Source organism: Geobacillus sp. PLS 41 (genome assembly GCF_056494105.1).
Map to the genome: position 1 here is coordinate 1332962 of NZ_CM151395.1, position 15487 is coordinate 1348448.

15 protein-coding genes are annotated in these 15487 nt (G+C 56.8%); 11 read left to right on the plus strand and 4 right to left on the minus strand.

Features of this window, described 5'->3' with window-relative positions; translation table 11 throughout:
- The first annotated feature begins 19 nt into the window (after positions 1 to 19).
- From ACVX3G_RS06605 to ald, 3 genes are all read left to right on the plus strand, one after another.
- Positions 20 to 160 (plus strand): hypothetical protein, encoded by a 141-nt coding sequence (locus ACVX3G_RS06605; RefSeq protein WP_011232228.1) that lies wholly within the window; start codon positions 20 to 22, stop codon positions 158 to 160.
- A 96-nt stretch (positions 161 to 256) separates the two neighbouring features.
- The gene (locus tag ACVX3G_RS06610; RefSeq protein WP_013144502.1) at positions 257 to 1021 is read left to right on the plus strand and encodes an SDR family oxidoreductase; all 765 of its coding nucleotides are present in this window, start codon (positions 257 to 259) and stop codon (positions 1019 to 1021) included.
- 89 nt (positions 1022 to 1110) lie between these two features.
- Complete coding sequence (ald, locus tag ACVX3G_RS06615) at positions 1111 to 2229, plus strand: alanine dehydrogenase (RefSeq protein WP_025039130.1); 1119 nt, start codon at positions 1111 to 1113, stop codon at positions 2227 to 2229.
- A gap of 325 nt (positions 2230 to 2554) precedes the next feature.
- Here the strand turns inward: ald and ACVX3G_RS06620 are convergent, their stop codons facing one another.
- Positions 2555 to 3649, minus strand: coding sequence for a M24 family metallopeptidase (locus tag ACVX3G_RS06620; protein ID WP_025039131.1), 1095 nt, complete (start codon positions 3647 to 3649; stop codon positions 2555 to 2557).
- A gap of 139 nt (positions 3650 to 3788) precedes the next feature.
- Here ACVX3G_RS06620 and ACVX3G_RS06625 point away from each other — a divergent pair, with 139 nt between their 5' ends.
- Positions 3789 to 4469 carry a metal-dependent hydrolase gene (locus ACVX3G_RS06625; protein ID WP_021322125.1) on the plus strand — a complete coding sequence of 227 codons (681 nt, stop codon included), beginning with the start codon at positions 3789 to 3791 and terminating at the stop codon, positions 4467 to 4469.
- A 116-nt stretch (positions 4470 to 4585) separates the two neighbouring features.
- Positions 4586 to 5893 carry a CBS domain-containing protein gene (locus tag ACVX3G_RS06630; protein WP_011232223.1) on the plus strand — a complete coding sequence of 436 codons (1308 nt, stop codon included), beginning with the start codon at positions 4586 to 4588 and terminating at the stop codon, positions 5891 to 5893.
- An 84-nt stretch (positions 5894 to 5977) separates the two neighbouring features.
- On the opposite strand, the gene ACVX3G_RS06635 is transcribed toward ACVX3G_RS06630, so the two are convergent.
- Entirely contained in the window at positions 5978 to 6286 is a 309-nt protein-coding gene (locus ACVX3G_RS06635; RefSeq protein ID WP_011232222.1) for a YtpI family protein, read from the minus strand.
- A gap of 100 nt (positions 6287 to 6386) precedes the next feature.
- Between ACVX3G_RS06635 and ACVX3G_RS06640 the strand changes: the two genes are divergently transcribed.
- Positions 6387 to 7334 carry a DHH family phosphoesterase gene (locus ACVX3G_RS06640; RefSeq protein ID WP_011232221.1) on the plus strand — a complete coding sequence of 316 codons (948 nt, stop codon included), beginning with the start codon at positions 6387 to 6389 and terminating at the stop codon, positions 7332 to 7334.
- Positions 7335 to 7486: 152 nt separating this feature from the next.
- On the opposite strand, the gene ytrI is transcribed toward ACVX3G_RS06640, so the two are convergent.
- The gene (gene ytrI, locus ACVX3G_RS06645; protein WP_014196532.1) at positions 7487 to 7990 is read right to left on the minus strand and encodes a sporulation membrane protein YtrI; all 504 of its coding nucleotides are present in this window, start codon (positions 7988 to 7990) and stop codon (positions 7487 to 7489) included.
- On the minus strand, positions 7987 to 8328 hold the full coding sequence (ytrH, locus tag ACVX3G_RS06650; RefSeq protein WP_011232219.1) for a sporulation membrane protein YtrH: 342 nt from the start codon (positions 8326 to 8328) through the stop codon (positions 7987 to 7989). Before ytrH ends, ytrI begins: the two co-directional genes overlap by 4 nt.
- A gap of 115 nt (positions 8329 to 8443) precedes the next feature.
- Here ytrH and dnaE point away from each other — a divergent pair, with 115 nt between their 5' ends.
- The 5 genes from dnaE to pfkA all read left to right on the plus strand — a co-directional run bounded on the left by dnaE (position 8444) and on the right by pfkA (position 15475).
- Complete coding sequence (gene dnaE, locus ACVX3G_RS06655) at positions 8444 to 11719, plus strand: DNA polymerase III subunit alpha (protein WP_014196531.1); 3276 nt, start codon at positions 8444 to 8446, stop codon at positions 11717 to 11719.
- 59 nt (positions 11720 to 11778) lie between these two features.
- On the plus strand, positions 11779 to 12462 hold the full coding sequence (locus ACVX3G_RS06660; RefSeq protein ID WP_014196530.1) for a FadR/GntR family transcriptional regulator: 684 nt from the start codon (positions 11779 to 11781) through the stop codon (positions 12460 to 12462).
- A 39-nt stretch (positions 12463 to 12501) separates the two neighbouring features.
- Complete coding sequence (accD, locus tag ACVX3G_RS06665; RefSeq protein WP_014196529.1) at positions 12502 to 13374, plus strand: acetyl-CoA carboxylase, carboxyltransferase subunit beta; 873 nt, start codon at positions 12502 to 12504, stop codon at positions 13372 to 13374.
- Positions 13359 to 14336: an acetyl-CoA carboxylase carboxyl transferase subunit alpha gene (accA, locus tag ACVX3G_RS06670; protein ID WP_011232215.1), complete on the plus strand. Its 978-nt coding sequence runs from the start codon at positions 13359 to 13361 to the stop codon at positions 14334 to 14336. Before accD ends, accA begins: the two co-directional genes overlap by 16 nt.
- 179 nt (positions 14337 to 14515) lie before the next feature.
- Positions 14516 to 15475: a 6-phosphofructokinase gene (pfkA, locus tag ACVX3G_RS06675; protein WP_011232214.1), complete on the plus strand. Its 960-nt coding sequence runs from the start codon at positions 14516 to 14518 to the stop codon at positions 15473 to 15475.
- Positions 15476 to 15487 lie beyond the last annotated feature (12 nt).

Consider the following 15487-nt stretch of genomic DNA (forward strand, 5'->3'; position numbering starts at 1 on the left):
GAACAGGGGAGGAAGAGCAATGGAAAAGCGGTATAACGACTGGCAGTACGATGAGGAGGAAGTGCGGACGATCACCGAGCAAATTACCGAGTCGTATGAAAGCGGCATTGTTGACGAGGATGAATCGTATTACGACCCGCGCCGCGAAGTCGGCGAATAGCCATAGCGCCTGCGCGTTATGGTTATTTTTTTGTATTCGCTCCGGTTTGTAGTAAAGTAAAAATGAGACAGCAAATCGCGACGAGGAGGGAGAAGGGTGCGGCACGCCTTGATTACGGCCGGAGCGAAAGGATTGGGGAGAAAAGTGACCGAGCTGCTGCTTGATAAAGGCTACTCGGTGACGGTGAACTACCGGAGCGATGAACAGGCGGTGCGCTCGCTTGCCGAGAAGTACCGCGGCGCCGCTGACCGCCTCCAGTTTGTGCAGGGAGATGTGACGGACAAAAACGATTTAGCGGCGCTTGTGGACGCCGCCATGGAGCGGTTTGGCCGCATTGACTGCCTCATCAACAATGCAGGGCCGTACATTTTTGAGCGGAAAAAGCTGGCCGATTATACGGAAGACGAATGGTACGAAATGATTGAAGGCAATTTGAGCTCGGTCTTCCATTTAGTGAGGCGGACGATCCCGATTATGCGAAAACAACGGTTTGGCCGCATCATTACGTACGGATTTCAAGGAGCGGCGGATGCCCCGGGCTGGGTGCACCGTTCGGCGTTCGGCGCGGCGAAAGTCGGGCTTGTATCGCTGACGAAAACGATCGCCCTGGAAGAGGCGGAATATGGCATTACCGCCAATATGGTGTGCCCAGGCAATATTGTCGGCGCCATGAAAGAGGCGGGGATCGCCGACGCCCGCGCCAGGCGGGATGCGGAAACGCCGGTCGGACGCCCGGGGACTGGCGAAGATATCGCCCGCGTGATCGCGTTTTTATGCGAGGACGACTCGGATTTCATCACCGGCGCCGTCATTGACGTCACCGGCGGAGCGAACGTCATTTACCGCCACCTTTTCCGTTGAGAACAGCGCCTCCTCCTTTTTTCGTTTGCTTTTGCGCGAAACGGGGCACAATAAAAGAAGAAGCGGGAAGGAAAAAGGAGGAAAAAGTGATGAAGATCGGCATTCCAAAAGAAATCAAAAACAATGAAAACCGCGTCGCCATCACTCCGGCAGGCGTGATGACGCTCGTCAAAGCGGGGCATGACGTGTATGTGGAGACGGAAGCCGGCGCTGGGTCGGGGTTTTCTGACGCTGAATATGAAAAAGCCGGGGCAGTGATCGTGACGAAAGCGGAAGATGCCTGGGCGGCGGAGATGGTGTTGAAAGTGAAAGAACCGCTGGCTGAGGAGTTCCGCTATTTTCGCCCCGGATTGATTTTGTTTACGTATTTGCATTTAGCCGCGGCCGAAGCGCTCACGAAAGCGCTCGTCGAGCAAAAAGTGGTCGGCATCGCTTACGAGACGGTGCAGCTTGCGAACGGCTCGCTGCCGCTGTTGACGCCGATGAGTGAAGTCGCCGGCCGCATGTCGGTGCAAGTCGGCGCCCAGTTTCTCGAGAAGCCGCACGGCGGGAAAGGCATTTTGCTTGGCGGCGTGCCCGGGGTGCGGCGCGGCAAAGTGACGATCATCGGCGGCGGCACAGCGGGGACGAACGCGGCGAAAATCGCGGTCGGCCTCGGGGCGGACGTGACGATTTTGGACATTAACGCCGAGCGGCTGCGCGAGCTCGATGATTTGTTCGGCGACCAAGTGACGACGTTGATGTCCAACTCGTATCATATCGCCGAGTGCGTGCGCGAATCCGATTTGGTCGTCGGCGCCGTCTTGATCCCGGGGGCGAAAGCGCCGAAGCTTGTGACGGAAGAGATGGTGCGCTCGATGACGCCAGGCTCGGTGTTGGTCGACGTCGCCATTGACCAAGGCGGCATTTTTGAAACGACCGACCGCGTCACGACGCACGACGATCCGACATACGTCAAGCACGGCGTCGTCCATTACGCCGTCGCGAACATGCCGGGCGCGGTGCCGCGCACGTCGACATTCGCGCTTACGAACGTCACGATCCCATACGCCTTGCAAATCGCCAACAAAGGCTACCGCGCCGCGTGCTTGGATAACCCGGCGCTGTTAAAAGGGATCAACACGCTCGACGGGCATATCGTGTACGAAGCGGTCGCGGCGGCGCACAACATGCCGTATACGGATGTTCATTCGTTGCTGCAGGGATGAAATCATGAAGATGGAGCCGCCTTGATGGCGATGAGAAAACAAAGCTGTCCGAATCGGCTTGGGGATCGGGCCGGTGGACAGCTTTTGCCAATGGCCTCTCTCGGTGAACTACCCACCACCTACGCTTCGCTTAGAGATGGGGGCTTCAAGCGACTTGTGTGTGTTCGCCGAACGGTAAGCCACACACAAGAACCCTTTACGCTTCCCTTCGTTCCGAAGGTGTCCGTTCTAGCCATATTCTATCCTATTCGTTGGCTGACGCCAACCGAGATTCATCTCCCACTTTCACTTCGTTTCAAAGTGGGAGACTTCTTTCGGAAAGATGTTAAACAATGATCAACTCCTTCGAAAACGACGTCAATACCTCAACCCCATGATCCGTGACCGCGACGTCGTCTTCAATGCGCACGCCGCCGATGGATGGGACGTAAATGCCTGGTTCGATTGTAAACACCATGCCGGGGGCGAGCGGTTCGTTGTTGGCGCCATGAAGCGATGGGTATTCGTGGATCTCGATCCCTAAGCCGTGCCCGACGCGGTGGGTGAAATAGTCTCCGTAGCCGGCTTGTTCGATGACGTTTCGGGCGGCGCGGTCGATCTTCTTCATCGCGGTTTGCGGGCGGCAGGCGTCGATCGCCGCCTGCTGGGCGCGCCGAACGGTATCGTAAATGAGCCGCTGTTCGTCGCTTGCCGTCTGACAGACGACGGTGCGGGTAATGTCGGAGCAATACCCATCGACGATGACGCCCAAATCGAACAGCACGAAATCGCCTGGTGCGACCGCCGCCGTTCCCGGCACGCCGTGCGGATCGGCTGATTTTGCGCCCGTGAGCACGGTCGTGGGAAACGACATCCCTTCAACGCCGAGTTTTTTCAGCTCATATTCAATAAGGGCGACAAGTTCGAGCTCTGTCACGCCCGGGCGGATGGCCGAGACGCCGATTTCGATCGCTTTGTCGGCCAGTTTTGCCGCCTGGCGCAACACCTTCATTTCCTGCTCATCCTTGATCAGGCGAAGCTGGCGCAGCTTTTCTTCGGCGTCGTGCCACTTGGCGTTTGGAAACAATGCCGAGAGACGCTCGAAACGGGCGAACGACAAATCGTTTTTCTCAACGGCAATCGAGACGGCCTTGATGCCGCGCGCTTCGAGATGGCGGCGGATCTCGTTCCACGGGTCAGTGCTGTCGTCGTAGCCGATCACCGTATACCCAAAGCCGCTCCGGCGGGCGCGCGGCGCTTCCATTTGCGGACAGACGAGCGCGGGCTCGCTGTCAGGGAAAACCAAAAGCGCCAGCAGCCGCTCGTGCGGGTCGCACCGAAATCCGCTCAAATAAAAGACGTTGGCGCTTGACGTGATGAAGGCGAATGAACTATGTTGTTGTTGAAGCCAAGAGGAAAATGCTTGCAGCCGTTGGTTCATCGTTCCCTTCCTTCCTTTTTTCGTGATCGTCCATTTTGAGCGTATCAAGAAACGGGCCGTTTGTAAATGGACAGGCGGGAAAAGAAGGGAATGGATGGGCGGCGGCGAATCATGTGTAGTGGAAAGGAGAGATGTGACGATGAAAATCAGCTACCATGGCCATTCGGTCGTCCGCATTGAGACGAACGGAAAAACGATTTTGATCGACCCGTTCATCACCGGCAATACGACGACCGATTTGAACGCGGCGGATGTGAAAGCGGATGTCATTTTGTTGACGCACGGGCACGGGGATCATGTCGGCGATACGGTTGAAATCGCCAAGCGGAACAACGCCCTTGTCGTGGCCACATTTGAGCTGGCGACGTATTTAAGCTGGCAAGGCGTCGAGACGTTTGGCATGAACATCGGCGGGGCGCGCGAATTTGACTTTGGCACGGTCAAGTTCACGCAGGCGTTCCACAGCTCCGGGTTTGTGACGGACGACAAGCAAATCATTTATTTAGGCATGCCGACCGGCATTTTGTTCACGGCCGAAGGCAAAACGATCTACCATGCCGGCGACACTGGGCTGTTTTCCGACATGAAGCTGATCGGCGAGCGCCATAACATCGATGTCGCCTTTTTGCCGATTGGGGACAGCTTCACGATGGGGCCGGAAGACGCGGCGGTCGCCGCCGAGTGGCTCGGGGCGAAACTCGTCGTGCCGATCCATTACAACACGTTCCCGCCGATCGCCCAAGACCCCGAGCGGTTCGTCTCGCTCCTCCCGCCGGGCGTCGGCCGCGCGTTGAAACCGGGGGAAAGCATCGAGCTGTAACAGAGGCGCCCTTCCCGCTTCGGGAAGGGCGCTTTCTGATGGCCGGCGCGACCGTTGAATCCCCGCCGCTGCGCCCTGTATAATGGAGGTAACAATGCGTAAAGGGTGAAGAACCGTTGGCGACAAAACACGAGCAAATTTTGGAATACATCCACCGGCTGCCGATCGGCGAGAAAATTTCTGTCCGGCAGATCGCCAAGGAAATGGGCGTAAGCGAAGGGACGGCGTACCGGGCGATCAAGGACGCCGAGAACAAAGGGTATGTGAGCACGATTGAACGCGTCGGCACGATCCGGATTGAGAAGAAACGGAAGGAAAACATTGAGAAGCTTACGTACGCCGAGGTTGTCAACATTGTGGACGGCCAAGTGCTTGGCGGACGTGAAGGGTTGCATAAGACGCTCAACCGTTTTGTCATCGGCGCAATGCAGCTGGAGGCGATGATGCGCTATACGGGCGCAGGGGATTTGCTTATCGTCGGCAACCGGACGAAGGCGCACGAGCTGGCGCTTCAGGCGGGGGCGGCCGTGCTCATCACCGGCGGGTTTGACACGGCCGACCACGTGAAAAAGCTCGCCGATGAGCGGCAGCTGCCGATCATTTCGACGAGCTATGACACGTTTACGGTCGCGACGATGATCAACCGGGCGATTTACGACCAGCTCATCAAAAAAGAAATTGTGTTGGTCGAGGATATTCTCATTCCGCTTGACAAAACAGCGTACTTGCGCGTCCATGATCCGATTGAGCGGTGGTATGCGTTGAACAAAGAGACGCGCCATAGCCGGTTCCCGGTCGTCGATGATGAGCTGAAAGTGCAAGGGGTTGTGACGGCAAAAGACGTGCTGGATGTCGACCGGCAGCTGCCGATCGAAAAGGTGATGACGAAGCAGCCGATTACGGTGAACGGAAAAACGTCAGTGGCGTTTGCTTCTCATATTATGGTATGGGAAGGAATTGAGCTTCTCCCGGTGGTGGATGACTATAACCGGCTGCAAGGGATCATCAGCCGCCAAGACGTGTTAAAAGCGCTGCAAATGGCGCAGCGCCAGCCGCAAGTCGGGGAGACGATCGATGATCTCATCACCGCCCAGTTTCGTGAGTCAGGCGACAAAGAAACGCTGTTTCGCTGCACGATCACGCCGCAGATGACGAACTATTTAGGGACGCTCTCGTACGGCGTGTTTACGACGATCGTCACCGAAGCGGCGGCGCGCATGCTTCGCGCGTACAAACGCGGCGATTTGGTGATGGAAAATATCACGATTTACTTCATCAAGCCGGTGCAAATCGACAGCACGGTCGACGTGCGGGCAAAGCTTTTAGAGCTCGGGCGCAAGTTCGGGAAAGTGGATGTCGAAGTGTATAACGAAGGCGATCTTGTCGGCAAAGCGATGATGATGTGCCAGCTGATCGACCGATAAACGGTAAAGGAAAAAAAGGATGTCCACTTCCTTATGGGAACATCCTTTTCCTTTATCGTTGACCGGCGCATACGCCAAACGGCATTACCCTTGTTTTGCCGCTTCCTTTGCCTCTTCGACCGCCTGCGGCAGATAGCAGCGGTAGGCGCGGTAGCCGGCCCAAACGCTCCCGAAGCCTAAGGCGATAAAAATGGCGCAGATGATATAGGTCACGGTTGTCTGATACAAAAACAATTGGTTGATCCCGAACAAGGCAACGAACAGTCCAAGCGCCATGCTCGATTTCGCTGAGAGAAAGCGGCGTTCCATCGGGCGCTGGGAGCGGACGTAGCGGATTTTATAATAGACGTAAAACGAAAAGGAAAATATAATGAAAATAACCAAGGCTGGCATGGTTGGGTCCCTCCGTTGTTCATTTCTTTTTTCATTGTACATAGAAGCAGGGAAAAATGCCAGCGGTTGAATATGACAGGTGACTAAAGGGGAAGAACGAATGAAACCGGTTCATCAACAAATTCTTGATGCGATTCGTGAATTTGACACGATCATCATCCACCGCCATGTTCGCCCGGACCCGGACGCGTACGGGTCGCAAGGCGGGTTGGCGGCGTTGCTTCGGGCGTCGTTTCCGGAAAAACGAGTGTATGCGGTGGGGACCGATGACCCATCGTTATCATTTTTACGACAAATGGATGTCATTGACGATGCCGTTTATGAACAGGCGCTTGTGATCGTCTGCGATACAGCCAATGAGGAGCGGATTTGCGACAGCCGCTATCGGCTCGGGCGAAAGCTCATTAAAATTGACCATCACCCGAACGACACGCCGTATGGCGACATTATGTGGGTCGATACCGCCGCCAGTTCGACAAGCGAGATGATTTATGAGTTTTATTTGGCGGGGAAAGAGGAAGGGTTGACGATGACCGCTGAGGCGGCGCGTCTCATTTACGCCGGCATTGTCGGCGATACGGGCCGCTTTTTGTTTCCGCGCACAAGTGAAAAAACGTTCCGCTACGCTGGGGAGCTCATTTCGTACGGTTTTTCGCTGACGGAATTGTACGACGGATTGTATCGGACGAGCTTGCCGCTCGCCCGCTTAAGCGGTTATGTGTTGTCGAACTTTATGATCGAGGAAGGGGTGGCGGCTGTGAAAATGCCGCGGGCGCTGCTTGGGGAATACGGCGTCACCCCGCTTGAGGCGTCGCAACTCGTCAGTTTGCTCGGCAATATTGACGGCATTGTCGCCTGGGTGTTTTTCATTGAGGAAGAACGGGAAATCCGCGTCCGCTTCCGTTCCAAAGGGCCGGTCATCAATGTGGTCGCCAAACGCTACGGCGGCGGCGGCCATCCGCTCGCAGCCGGTGCGTCCATTGCTTCTTGGGAGGAAGCGGATCGCGTGATTGAAGACGTAAAAGCGGTTTGCCGGGCTGAGCGGTGACGGAAACGGGTGGTTTTAAAAAGTTGTTGTTTCAAATGAAGCGTCATGTTGATAGGAGAAGGCGTCCCGAAGGCTTTCGGGACACCCTCTTTTCCCGCAAGACGCGCTTGTTTGGCACTCCACCGCGGCGGAATGGGGCGGCAAGGCGCGCTCTACGGAAGCGGCGTCAGTTTCACTTCGACGGCCAACAAGGTAAAGATCGTGAGTGTGTGAAGTTCAAGCCGGTATGTCTTCTCGTGGATCGTATACGTTTTGTTTTCAATTGCCCGCTCAATCAGTTCGCGGCTGTTGTACACCGTTTCGATGTCTTTCGCAATCAAATGGGACAAATCTTCTTTGACGCTGTCTTCAATGCGAAACGTCGTGTATGAATCAAGTTTATATTGCTCGGCGTTGGCGAGATGGACGGAAACGTCCTGCACGGTCAGCTTTTTTTTCATTTCCTTATTGTAATGAATATAGTCTTCCTGCCAAATGCGAATTTCGTTTTGCAAATCGGCGATCTGTTCGTTGAGCTCATTGACGTGTTGCACTTGTTTTTCCTGCAAGACGCCGAAAATATACAAAAAGACAAACCAACTGATGAGCGCTCCGATCGCCGCGCCGGCGAAAAAGCGCTGCCATGACGGGTATTGGTAATACGGAGGAATTCTCATGGCGAAATGTGCTCCTGCGTCAGCCACGTGATGATCGCCACTCCGGTCTGTGCTCCGCCCATGGCGGACAAAATGAGCAAAAATTGCCGCACGATGTCTTTCGTTTCCCCTAAAAACAGCCCTCGCTCAACGACGTAAAACGTGTCAAACGTCCCGCCGATGGCGGCGACGACCGCCCAAATGCGCAAATCGCCGGCAAATCGGTACATGGCCGTCAGCGGCTGGCCGCCGCTCAAAAACGCGCCGAGCGCGCCGATGATGGCGCCGCCAAGCAGCACGCCGACGGCGATAAAATAGCTTTGAATAAACGCCGGCAAGAAGGCCGCTTTTTCGTTCATGCGTTTCCCCGCCCTTTCTTTCTCTCTTATCTATGTATATCAATAGGGTGGACGGAGTATGTAGCCGAAAGAAAAGTTTTCGCCCGTCAAGCGCACGGATGAGGGAGGGATGGTCATGATGTTCGTCCACTTGCATGTGTTGAGCGGATACAGTTTGTTTCAAAGTGCAGCGGCGGTGGAGGCGCTTGCAGCGAGGGCGAAACAGCTCGGCTATCAAGCGCTCGCGCTCACGGACCGGAATGTGTTGTATGGCGCTATTCCGTTTTACCGGGAATGCAAGCAGAACGGCATTCGCCCGATTATCGGCGTGACGGCTGATGTCGCTCTTTCTGGGGAGGAAGCGTTCCCGCTCGTGCTGTTGGCCGCCAATGAAGAGGGGTATCGCCATTTGCTTGAAATCAGCACCATGATACAAATGGGGGAAACAAAGCATATGGAGGAAGCCGCTCTTGTACGCTTAAGCGGCGGCATCATCGCCATCACTCCCGGAAGCGAGGGACGCGTCGAGTCGCTTGTGGCCGCCGGCGAATGGGAGCGGGCGAAAGAGGCGCTTGGCCGCTATCATCAGCTGTTTCCAGGACGGCTGTATGTCGCCGTTCAGCGCGGCGAGCAAACGCGAGCCCCATATGAAGCCGGGTTGTTGCAGCTGGTGGAGGAAACCGGCGTCCCGATCGTGGCGACGAACGACGTCCGTTACGTGGAGCGCAGCGATGCCGTGGCGTGGCGTTGCTTGCAGGCCATCGGCCGCGGCGCGCTGCTCGCTGACATTGAGGACGATAACGGCCGCTATTTGGCGGGGCCAGAGGAGATGGCGCGCCGGTTTGCGGACTTGCCGGAGGCGCTCGAGAACAGCCTGGCGATCGCCGATCAATGCGAGCTGCAAATCGAGTTTGGCGGCTGGCGGCTGCCGGCGTATCCCGTTCCGGACGGAGAGACGGCCGACAGTTATTTGCGCCGCTTATCGGAACAAGGGCTCGCCCGACGCGTGCCGTCGGCCGATGAGCGCTACTGGCGTCGGCTTTCGCATGAGCTGGATGTGATTCAGTCGCTTCATTTCAGCGACTATTTTTTGATCGTCGCCGATGTGCTCGCCTACGCCCGCCGGCGCGGCATCTTAACCGGCCCGGGCCGCGGTTCGGCGGCCGGGTCGCTTGTCGCCTACGCATTGTCGATCACCGATGTCGATCCGATCAAGTATGGGCTTTTGTTTGAACGGTTTTTAAATCCGGAGCGGGCGTCGGTGCCGGATATTGACTTGGATTTTCCTGATGACCGGCGCGAAGAAGTGATTCGCTATGTGGCGGATAAATACGGGCGCGACCGCGTTGCGCAAATCATTACGTTCGGTACGTTCGGCGCCAAAGCGGCGCTGCGCGAGACGGCCAAAGCGCTTGGCGTCCCTGGGCGGGAGGCGGAACAGGTCGCGGCGCTGCTGCCGAGCAAACAAAGTGTGACGCTCCGCCAATGGCATGCCGAGTCCGCCGCTTTTCGGCGCGCGGTGGCAGCGGTTCCGCAAGGGAGAGAGTGGCTGGCTGTTGCGCAAAAACTGGAAGGGCTGCCGCGCCATACGTCGATCCACGCTGCTGGTGTCATCATCAGCCCGGAGCCGCTCGTTCGCTTCGTGCCGCTGCAGCCAAGCCATGGCGAATGGCCGCTGACGCAATACGCGATGGGGGCGCTTGAAGCGCTTGGATTGCTGAAAATTGATTTTCTCGGTTTGCGCACGCTCACGTTGATCGAGCAGATCGTGCGTTTGATCGAGCGGCAGACAGGAAAGCCGTTTGACATCCGCACGTTGCCGCTCAATGATGAAAAAACGTACGCGCTGCTTGGCGCTGGAGATACAAACGGCATTTTTCAGCTGGAATCAAGCGGGATGAAGCGCGTGCTCGCCGAGCTGCGGCCGTCGCAATTGGAAGATGTCGTCGCCGTCAATGCCTTGTATCGGCCAGGGCCGATGCAAATGATCCCCGTTTACATCCGGCGCAAGCGCGGGGAAGAGCCGGTGTCCTATGCCCATCCTGATCTTGAGACGATTTTGGCGCCCACATACGGGGTGTTGATCTACCAGGAGCAAATTATGCAAATCGCCGCCCGGCTTGCCGGATTTTCGCTCGGACAAGCGGACGTGCTTCGCCGGGCGGTGGCGAAAAAAGAGAAAGCGCTGCTTGCTGAGCAGCGTCAGGCGTTTGTCGCCGGCTGCGTGGCGAACGGCTATCCGAAAGCAGTCGCCGAGGAACTGTACCGACACATCGTCCGCTTTGCCGATTACGGCTTCAACCGAAGCCACGCGGTCAGCTATGCGATGTTGTCGTATGCGATGGCGTATATGAAAGCTCATTACCCGCTTTGTTTTTATGCGGTCATGCTCACCAATGCTTCCGGCGACCGAGAAAAAGCGGCGGTATACTATTGGGAGGCGACGCGAAAAGGGATCAACGTCCTTTTGCCGTCGGTCAACAAAAGCGGTTTTCGCTCTTCCGTGGAGGGGAGCGCCATTCGCCTTGGGCTCGCGATGGTGAAGCAAGTCGGCTCGGCGGCGAAGCTGATTGTCGAGGAGCGGAAAGCGAACGGACCGTTTGCCGACTTCTTTGATTTCGCTGCTCGCCTGCTGCCAAAAGGGCTCGGGCGCCCGGCGCTCGAGGCGCTCATTTCCGTTGGGGCGTTTGACGAGTTCGGTGCAGATCGGGCTTCGCTTCTTGCCAGCATTGACATTGCGATCGAACATGCGCAATGGGTTCAGGCGCTGCAAGCCGGAGGGCTGTCGTTAAAACCGAAATATGCTGCCGCACATTCGTGGCCTTTGTCCGAACGGCGGCGGCGGGAAGCGGAGTTTCTTGGCTTCGCCGTCACCCCGCATCCGGCGGCGGTGTGCCGCCCGTTGCTGCAAGCGGCGGGGGCGGTGTGTGTTGCCGATGTACAAGGTCCGTCAACTGTAGTCGGGGGAGCGGTCGTCCGCATACGGAAAACGAGAACAAAGCAGGGTGAAGAAATGGCGTTTTTCACCGTCGGCGATGAGAGCGGGGAATTGGAGGCGGTGGCGTTTCCGAACGTTTACCGCCGCGCGGCGGACATATTGAAAGAAGGGCAGTTTGTATTGCTTGCCGGAACGATTGAGGTGCGCGGCGGACGGCGTCAGCTCATCATCCGCCGGGCCGAACGCTTGACGGCGTCGGCGTTGTATATCGACGCCAGCCGCCAAGACAAGGCGCGTCTTGCCGCGCTGAAGCCGCTGTTGGAACGACACCAAGGCCGCACTCCGGTGTATTTGTACGATGAAGCGAAGCGAAAGCTTCTCCGTCTTCCCGAGCGGTATGCGGCCGATCTCACCGCCCCGCTTGTCGATGAACTGCTTTCCTTGTTCAGCTTCGGACGCGTGGTCGTCAAGTAAATCGCTCTTTACTATTTCATTATTTTGTTATATCGTATAACCATTAGGTGGTCAGACCAGTGGATGAAGCGAAGGAGAGGGGTCATTGTATCAAAGAGGAGAACGTGTATGCCGAGACGTTAAAACATATCCGCCGCATGATGGCGGAAGACAACTTAGCCCCTGGCGACAAGCTGCCGTCGGAGCGCGAGCTGGCCGAACGGCTCGGCGTCGGGCGTTCATCGGTGCGCGAGGCGTTGCGGGCGCTTGAATTTCTCGGCTTGATTGAAACGCGGCGCGGCGAGGGGAGGTATAGGCGTGAGGTCGGCAGCCACCAGCTGATCGACCTGTTGGCGATGTTTTTGTTGGAAAACGAACGGGCGAAGGCCGATTTGGCGGAAACAAAATGGCTCATCGAGCGCCTGTTGCTTGCCCTTGCGTGTCGGCGCCGGAGCGCGGAGGACGTAGACGAGTTGAAAAAAATCGTTCGTCAAAAACCGATTGATTTCGCGCGGTTTTTCGAGACGGTGGTGGAAGCAGCTGGCAATGTTTTGCTCGCCCGCATTTGGCGGGTGCTGTCGGGGTTTGCCGCTTCATTTGCGCCCGAGCCGCCCCTTGCCGACGCCGGTTATGAACAGTTGCTTGCCGCTTTGGAAAGGCAAGATCCGGCGGAGACTGTCGCCGTTTGGGAGGCGCAACGGCCTTCGCCGTTGTCGAAACAGGCCGGACATCGTTTGACAAACAATGATGTCCATTTTCGATAAAGTAGTAGAGAGGCGAAAACGCAAAGGAGGGGCTCCCTCGTGTGGAAAGACTTGTTTGTGAAAAAGAAAAAGTATGCACCGCTGCCTTCAGAACAAGCGAGGCATGAAGTGCCGGAAGGCGTGATGACGAAATGTCCGCAATGCAAGAAAATTATGTATACAAAAGAGTTGATCAAAAATTTGCGCGTTTGCCTAAGCTGCGGCTACCATCATCCGATGCCGGCGCGTGAACGGATTGCAAGCCTTCTTGATGACGGCAGCTTCCGCGAGTATGACGCCGATATGATCTCGGTCAATCCGCTCGGCTTTCCGGGCTACATCGAAAAACTGGAAGAAGACCGGCGCAAGTCAGGGCTGAACGAGGCGGTCGTCACCGGCGAAGGGGCGCTTGACGGCCATCCGCTCGTCATTGCTGTCATGGATTCATCGTTTCGCATGGGCAGCATGGGCTCGGTCGTCGGCGAAAAAATCACCCGCGCCGTCGAACGGGCGCACAAACAGCAGATGCCGTTTCTCATTTTCACCGCTTCCGGCGGCGCCCGCATGCAGGAAGGGGTGTTGAGCCTCATGCAAATGGCGAAAACAAGCGCGGCGCTCAAACGGTTCAGCAACGACGGCGGCTTGTTCATCTCCGTCATGACCCACCCGACGACCGGCGGTGTATCGGCGAGTTTCGCCTCGCTTGGGGATTATAACTTTGCCGAGCCGGGGGCGCTCATTGGTTTTGCCGGCCGCCGCGTCATCGAGCAGACGGTGCGCGAAGAGCTGCCGAACGATTTCCAGACGGCGGAGTTTTTGCTGAAGCACGGGCAGCTTGATGCCGTCATTCACCGCCACGAGCTGAAAGAAACGCTTGCGGTCGTCTTGGATCTTCATCAAAAAGGAGGGGAAGAGGGATGGTGGCGGAATTAGAATTCGAAAAGCCGCTTGTCGAGCTGCGCCGCAAAATTCAAGAGTTGAAAGAGTTCATGAAAACGGCGGACGTCGATTTATCGGCGGAAATCGAAAAGCTTGAGGCGCGCCTCGCCAAGCTGGAAAACGAGATTTATGCGAATTTGACGCCGTGGGACCGCGTGCAAATCGCCCGCCACCCGCAGCGGCCGACGACGCTCGATTACATCGAGCGGTTGTTTACGAACTTTCTTGAGTGCCACGGCGACCGCTGCTTTGGCGATGACGAGGCGATCGTCGGCGGCATCGCCAAATACGACGGACTCCCCGTGACGGTCATCGGTCATCAGCGCGGCAAAGATACGAAAGAAAACTTGCGCCGCAACTTTGGCATGCCGCATCCGGAAGGATACCGGAAGGCGTTGCGGCTCATGAAGCAGGCAGAAAAGTTTTCGCGGCCGATCATCTGCTTTATCGACACGAAAGGCGCCTACCCGGGCAAAGCGGCCGAAGAGCGCGGGCAAAGCGAGGCGATCGCCCGCAACTTGTTTGAAATGGCTGGGCTCACGGTGCCTGTCGTCTGCATCGTCATCGGAGAGGGCGGAAGCGGCGGGGCGCTTGCCCTTGGCGTCGGCAATCATATCCATATGCTTGAAAACTCGACGTACTCGGTCATCTCGCCGGAAGGGGCGGCGGCGATTTTGTGGAAAGACGCCTCATTGGCGCAGCGGGCGGCGGAAACGATGAAAATCACCGCTCATGACTTAAAGGCGCTCGGCGTCATCGATGAAATCATTCCAGAAGTCAAAGGCGGCGCTCATCGCAACGCCGACGAGCAGGCAAAAGAAATTGACCGCGTGCTGCGCCGTTCGCTCAAACAGCTGTTGGCGCTTGACGGCGAAGAGCTCGTCCGGCAGCGCTATGAAAAATTTAAACAAATGGGCCAAGTGTCGTTTTTGCCGGAAACGATTCGGGCAAGATAAGGAAAAAGCTGTCTCCGTCGTGGGACAGCTTTGTTCTATCGTGAAAAAATCCACTTTTGTAAGCCGTTTCAGCGATCGCTTCTATATTGTGTTCCGCTGTTGTTCATGGTACATTAGGGATGTTCAAGAAGACGTATGAGGTCGGACGTGTGCAATTCGATGCAAACGAGGTGGAAATGATGAAACGGATTGGTGTGTTGACAAGCGGCGGCGACTCGCCGGGCATGAATGCGGCCATTCGCGCTGTCGTCCGCAAAGCGATTTACCATGGGGTGGAAGTGTACGGAATCTACCACGGGTATGCCGGGTTGATCGCCGGCAATATCAAAAAACTGGAAGTCGGGGACGTCGGGGACATCATCCATCGCGGCGGCACCATCCTTTATACCGCGCGCTGCCCGGAGTTTAAGACGGAAGAAGGACAGAAAAAGGGGATCGAGCAGCTGAAAAAGCACGGCATTGAAGGGCTGGTCGTCATCGGCGGCGACGGGTCGTATCAAGGGGCGAAAAAATTGACGGAGCACGGCTTCCCGTGCGTCGGCGTGCCCGGGACGATCGACAACGACATTCCAGGCACCGATTTTACGATCGGTTTTGACACCGCGCTCAATACGGTCATTGACGCCATTGACAAAATCCGCGACACGGCGACGTCGCATGAGCGGACGTACGTCGTCGAAGTGATGGGCCGCCATGCCGGCGATATTGCGCTATGGTCGGGGCTTGCCGGAGGGGCGGAGACGATTTTGATTCCGGAAGCGGACTACGACATGGACGACATCATCGCTCGCTTGAAGCGCGGCCATGAACGCGGCAAAAAACACAGCATCATCATCGTCGCCGAGGGAGTCGGCAGCGGCGTCGACTTCGGCCGGCAAATTCAAGAGGCGACCGGCTTTGAGACGCGCGTGACGGTGCTTGGCCACGTGCAGCGCGGCGGATCGCCGACGGCGTTTGACCGCGTGTTAGCGAGCCGCCTCGGCGCCCGTGCGGTCGAGCTGCTCCTTGAAGGCAAAGGCGGCCGCTGCGTTGGCATTCAAAACAACCAAATCGTTGACCATGACATTGCCGAAGCGTTGGCGAAAACACATACGGTCGATCAGCGGATGTATACATTGTCGAAAGAGCTGTCGATTTAATTCCCGAGGGGA

Coding starts and splice junctions, on each gene's coding strand:
- ald (WP_025039130.1), top strand. CDS start 1,111: ATGAAGATCGGCATTCCAAAAGAAATCAAAAACAATGAAAACCGCGTC.
- accA (WP_011232215.1), top strand. CDS start 13,359: ATGGTGGCGGAATTAGAATTCGAAAAGCCGCTTGTCGAGCTGCGCCGC.
- ACVX3G_RS06625 (WP_021322125.1), top strand. CDS start 3,789: ATGAAAATCAGCTACCATGGCCATTCGGTCGTCCGCATTGAGACGAAC.
- ACVX3G_RS06635 (WP_011232222.1), bottom strand. CDS start 6,286: ATGCCAGCCTTGGTTATTTTCATTATATTTTCCTTTTCGTTTTACGTC.
- ACVX3G_RS06640 (WP_011232221.1), top strand. CDS start 6,387: ATGAAACCGGTTCATCAACAAATTCTTGATGCGATTCGTGAATTTGAC.
- ytrI (WP_014196532.1), bottom strand. CDS start 7,990: ATGAGAATTCCTCCGTATTACCAATACCCGTCATGGCAGCGCTTTTTC.
- ytrH (WP_011232219.1), bottom strand. CDS start 8,328: ATGAACGAAAAAGCGGCCTTCTTGCCGGCGTTTATTCAAAGCTATTTT.
- ACVX3G_RS06605 (WP_011232228.1), top strand. CDS start 20: ATGGAAAAGCGGTATAACGACTGGCAGTACGATGAGGAGGAAGTGCGG.
- dnaE (WP_014196531.1), top strand. CDS start 8,444: ATGATGTTCGTCCACTTGCATGTGTTGAGCGGATACAGTTTGTTTCAA.
- ACVX3G_RS06620 (WP_025039131.1), bottom strand. CDS start 3,649: ATGAACCAACGGCTGCAAGCATTTTCCTCTTGGCTTCAACAACAACAT.
- pfkA (WP_011232214.1), top strand. CDS start 14,516: ATGAAACGGATTGGTGTGTTGACAAGCGGCGGCGACTCGCCGGGCATG.